Raw genomic sequence first — 4,725 nt, 5'->3', positions numbered from 1 at the left:
GTTCCGCCGGCACCGCGCGGACCGAGTGGATGGCCGCGCCGACCCGGGCGTGGCGGCGTCGGGGTGAACGCGCTGACCCGGTCCGCCCAGCGCAGCGCGTCGCCGTCGCCGAAGCGCCGCTGCGGCCCGGCCAGCGGGGCGCCGTCCACGGTGGCGGTCAGGTAGCAGGTGTCCAGCAGGGTGATCCGGATGCCGGCCTGCGCGGCCGCCTCGACCAGCGCCGCCGACATCGCGTTCGGGTCGTCGTACGGGGTGCCGTTCGGGCCGTGGTGCAGGTAGTGGAACTCGCCGACGCAGGTCACCCCGGCCAGCGCCATCTCCGCGTACGCGGCCCGGGCCAGGGCCAGGTACGTGTCCGGGTCGAGCCGCTGCGCGACCGCGTACATCCCGTCCCGCCAGGTCCAGAAGTTGCCCCGCCCGGCGTGGGTGCGCCCGCGCAGCGCCCGGTGGAAGGCGTGCGAGTGGGCGTTGGCCAGGCCGGGCAGCGTCAGCCCGGGCAGCCGGACGGCGTCACCGAGCACCTCCACCCCGGCGGTGGGCCGCCCGGCGGTCAGCGGGGCGACCGTGGTGATCCGCCCGTCGACCGCCTCGATCAGCACGTCCGGGGTGGGCTCGGCGTGCTCGGGCAGCCAGGCGTACTCGGCGAGCCAGCGGGTCATCGGCATGCCAGCTCCTGAAGCACCCGGGCCAGGGCGGTGACCCCGGCGGCGCAGTCGGCGTCGACGGCCGACTCGGCGGGGGAGTGCGACACCCCGGTCGGGTTGCGCACGAAGAGCATCGCGGTGGGCAGGTGCGCGGCCAGCACCCCCGCGTCGTGGCCCGCCCCGGTGGGCAGCACCGGCGCGTCGAGCAGCCCGGCCAGCCGGTCGGCCAGCCCGCCGTCGAAGGCGACCAGCGGGGTGGCCGACTCCTCCGTGCAGGTCAGCTCCGTGCCGTCCCGCTTCGCCCGCTCGGCGGCCTTGGCGTGCACCGCCCCGACCAGCCCGCGCAGCGTCTCCGGTTCGGCCGCCCGGGCGTCCAGCCAGCCGGTCACCCGCGACGGGATCGCGTTGGTGGCGTTCGGCTCCACCGACACCCGGCCCACGGTGGCGTGCGCGTCGCGCAGCCGGGCCTCCTTGTTCGCCGCCAGCACCGTGAACGCGTACGTCAGCATCGGGTCGCGGCGGTCCGCCATCCGGGTCGTACCCGCGTGGTTGCCCTCGCCGTGGAAGTCGAAGCGCCAGCGGCCGTGCGGCCAGATCGCGCTGGCGACCGCGACCGGCGAGTCGGCCTCGACCAGCGCGCGGCCCTGCTCGACGTGCAGCTCCACGAAGGCGGCGAAGCGGCCGAGCAGCGCCGGGTCGGCGCCCGCGGGTCGGTCGCCGAGCGCCTCGGCGAAGCTCACCCCGGCCGCGTCGCGCAGGCCGGCCGCGCGCTCCAGCGCGATCTCCCCGGTGAGCAGCCGCGACCCCAGGCACGGTACGCCGAACCGCGCCCCCTCCTCCTCCACGAACGCCGCCACCGCGATCGGCCGGCCCGGAACCACGCCCGCGCCGCGCAACTCGTCGACGGCGAGGAACGCGCTGACGATGCCGAGCGGCCCGTCGTACGCCCCGCCGTGCGGCACCGAGTCGAAGTGGCTGCCGGTCAGCACCGCGCCGCCGGCCTGCGGGTCACCCCACCAGGCGAAGAGGTTGCCGTTGCCGTCGGCGGTGACCGGCATGCCGCGGTGCTCGGCCTGCTCGCGGAACCACTCCCGCAGCCGCAGCTCCGGCTCGGTCAGCGCGTAGCGCAGGTAGCCGCCGCTGCCGGCGTCCCGCCCGACCGGCGCGATCTCGTCCCACAGCTTCCGGAACCGGCCGGCGAGGTCCGTCACGCGGCACCCCTGTTGTTCGCGACTGCGGGGCTCCGCTGCGCTGCACTCCTCGCGCTCACGCGGCACCCTCGGCCATCGGCACCCGTACCCCGGTCCGCTCGGCGACTTCGCGGGCAGCCTCGTACCCGGCGTCCACGTGCCGGATCACGCCCATCGCCGGGTCGTTGGTGAGCACCCGCTCGATCTTCTGCCCGGCCAGCGCCGTGCCGTCGGCGACGCAGACCTGCCCGGCGTGGATGGACCGCCCGATGCCCACCCCGCCGCCGTGGTGGATGGAGACCCAGGACGCCCCGCTGGCGGTGTTGACCAGCGCATTGAGCAGCGGCCAGTCGGCGATCGCGTCGGAGCCGTCGGCCATCGCCTCGGTCTCCCGGTAGGGGCTGGCCACGCTGCCGCAGTCCAGGTGGTCCCGGCCGATCACCACTGGCGCGGACAGCTCACCGGAGGCGACCATCTCGTTGAACCGCACCCCGGCCTTGTCCCGCTCGCCGTAGCCGAGCCAGCAGATCCGCGCCGGCAGGCCCTGGAAGGCGACCCGCTCGCCGGCCATCCGCATCCACCGCGCGAGGGACTCGTTCTCCGGGAACAGCTCCAGGATGGCCCGGTCGGTGGCCGCGATGTCCTTCGGGTCGCCGGAGAGCGCCGCCCAGCGGAACGGGCCCTTGCCCTCACAGAACAGCGGCCGGATGTACGCCGGCACGAAGCCGGGGAAGTCGAACGCCCGCTCGTAACCGGCGAGCTGGGCCTCACCGCGGATCGAGTTGCCGTAGTCGAAGACCTCCGCGCCCGCGTCGAGGAAGCCCACCATCGCCTCGACGTGCTTCGCCATCGAGGCCCGGGCCCGGTCGGTGAACTCGGCCGGCTTCGCCGCCGCGTAGTCCCGGGCGTCGGCCAGCTCCACCCCCTCCGGCAGGTACGACAGCGGGTCGTGCGCGCTGGTCTGGTCGGTCACGATGTCGATGTCGACGCCCCGGCGCAGCAGCTCCGGGAAGACGGTGGCCGCGTTGCCGACCACGCCGACGGACAGCGCGCGCCGGTCCCGCTTCGCGGCGAGCACCCGCTGCACCGCGTCGTCCAGGGAGTCGGCGACCTCGTCCAGGTAGCGGTCGTGCATCCGGCGGTCCAGCCGGGTGCGGTCCACGTCCACGATCAGGCAGACGCCGTCGTTCATGGTGACCGCGAGGGGCTGCGCCCCGCCCATCCCGCCGCAGCCGGCGGTCAGCGTCAGCGTCCCGGCCAGCGTGCCGCCGAAGCGCTTCGCCGCCACCGCCGCGAACGTCTCGTAGGTGCCCTGGAGGATGCCCTGGGTGCCGATGTAGATCCACGAGCCGGCGGTCATCTGCCCGTACATGGTCAGGCCGAGCTGCTCCAGGCGGCGGAACTCCGGCCAGGTGGCCCAGTCGCCGACCAGGTTCGAGTTGGCCAGCAGCACCCGGGGCGCCCACTCGTGGGTGCGCATGACCCCCACCGGGCGGCCGGACTGCACCAGCATCGTCTCGTCGTCGCGCAGCTCGGTGAGCGTACGCACCAGCGCGTGGTACGACGGCCAGTCCCGGGCGGCCTTACCGGTGCCGCCGTAGACGACCAGGTCGTCCGGACGCTCGGCCACCTCCGGGTCGAGGTTGTTCATCAGCATCCGCAGGGCGGCCTCCTGCGGCCACCCCTGGGCGGTGCGTGCGGTGCCGCGAGCGGCGCGAACGGGCTGGTGCATCTCGGAACTCCTCTCAGCCGAGGAACAACTGGCGACGGGCGGCGGACGACTCGAACGCCTCCAGGCGGGCCTGCGTGTCCGCCGGGGAGGCGTCGCAGATCGCCTGGAGGACCACCATGGCCAGGGTCATCGGGGCGGTGTGCAGGTCGAAGACGAGGTCGGTGCCGACCGTGGCGGGCAGCACCAGTTCGGCGTACTCGGTCGCCGGGCTGACCGGCGAGTCGGTGATCGCAACCACGGTCAGCCCGGCGTCGCGGGCCTCCCGCAGCGCCTCGAAGGTCTCCCGGGGGTAGCGCGGCAGGACGAAGGCGAGCAGGGCGCTCGCCCCGGACGCCGCCGCCTGCTCCAGCCGGTCGGTGAGCAGGCTGCCGCCGTCGTCGAGCACCCGGACGTCCGGGTGCACCTTCGCGGCGAAGTAGGCGAAGTACGCGGCCAGCGGCGCCGCCGCGCGCAGCCCGAGCACCGGCAGCGGTCGGCTGGCCGCCAGCAGGTGCCCGGGCGGCGGCGATCCGGTCCCGGTCGGCGAGCTCGCCGGCGAGCCGCTCCAGGTTCGCGATCTCGGCGCGGACCGCCCGCTGGAGCTCGTTGCCGTCGCCGGCGCCGTCGGTGGCGCCGCCGGAGGTCAGCTCGCGCAGCCGCCGGCGCAGCGCCGGGTAGCCGTCGTGGCCGAGCGCGACGGCGAACCGGGTCACTGACGGCTGGCTCACCCCGGCCAGCTCGGCCACCTCGGCCGCCGACAGGTACGACGCGGCGGCGGCGTGCTGCACCAGGCAGTGCGCGATGCGGCGCTGGGTGGGCGTGAGCCGGACGCCGTGGAACAGGTCGAGCACCCGGTCGGGGGGTGCGGCGACGGCTCCGTCATTCATGGCGTGACTGTATGCATGAAAACTTTCAGACGCAACCGCCGTCCGTTCGGTCACACCCGCTTGACCGTCGGTGGTCCACACGGGAGGAGCCCCTGGTGAGGCTGGGTGCGGCCGGGACTGCCGGCGGCCGCCGCGCTCGCGACGTTTCTGTACTATCCGCACGGCGGGTGAGCAGAGGAGTGGGGCATGCAGCCGGACGGTCCGTACAGGTTCACCGAGGTGATGGGCGTCTGCCAGGTCGGCAGGGCCTGGTGGGCCGTCGACGGGCAGGACCGACTGGTGACCGTCGCGGT

Annotated in this window: 2 protein-coding genes and 2 pseudogenes; all 4 read right to left on the bottom strand. The window is 74.8% G+C overall.

Translation table 11 applies throughout. The features are described from left to right. Positions 1 to 659 (bottom strand): annotated as a pseudogene (locus JNW89_RS28025) (amidohydrolase family protein); the annotation flags it as partial. Beyond that, positions 656 to 1,855, bottom strand: a complete 1,200-nt coding sequence (locus JNW89_RS28020; protein ID WP_238451362.1) for an allantoate amidohydrolase — start codon at positions 1,853 to 1,855, stop codon at positions 656 to 658. The gene JNW89_RS28020 and the pseudogene JNW89_RS28025, both read right to left, overlap by 4 nt. 55 nt (positions 1,856 to 1,910) lie before the next feature. Then, on the bottom strand, positions 1,911 to 3,566 hold the full coding sequence (gene hutU, locus JNW89_RS28015; protein ID WP_238451361.1) for a urocanate hydratase: 1,656 nt from the start codon (positions 3,564 to 3,566) through the stop codon (positions 1,911 to 1,913). Positions 3,567 to 3,579: 13 nt separating this feature from the next. Then, positions 3,580 to 4,432, bottom strand: a pseudogene (locus JNW89_RS28010) (MurR/RpiR family transcriptional regulator). Positions 4,433 to 4,725: the final 293 nt, after the last annotated feature.

The organism is Micromonospora sp. 4G55 (assembly GCF_016803375.1).
Note: the sequence above shows the minus strand (reverse complement) of the source record. Positions and strands in the feature narration are given on the sequence as shown.

Excerpts from the sequence above, each read along its gene's own strand:
- hutU (WP_238451361.1), bottom strand. The coding sequence starts at position 3,566 with ATGCACCAGCCCGTTCGCGCCGCTCGCGGCACCGCACGCACCGCCCAG.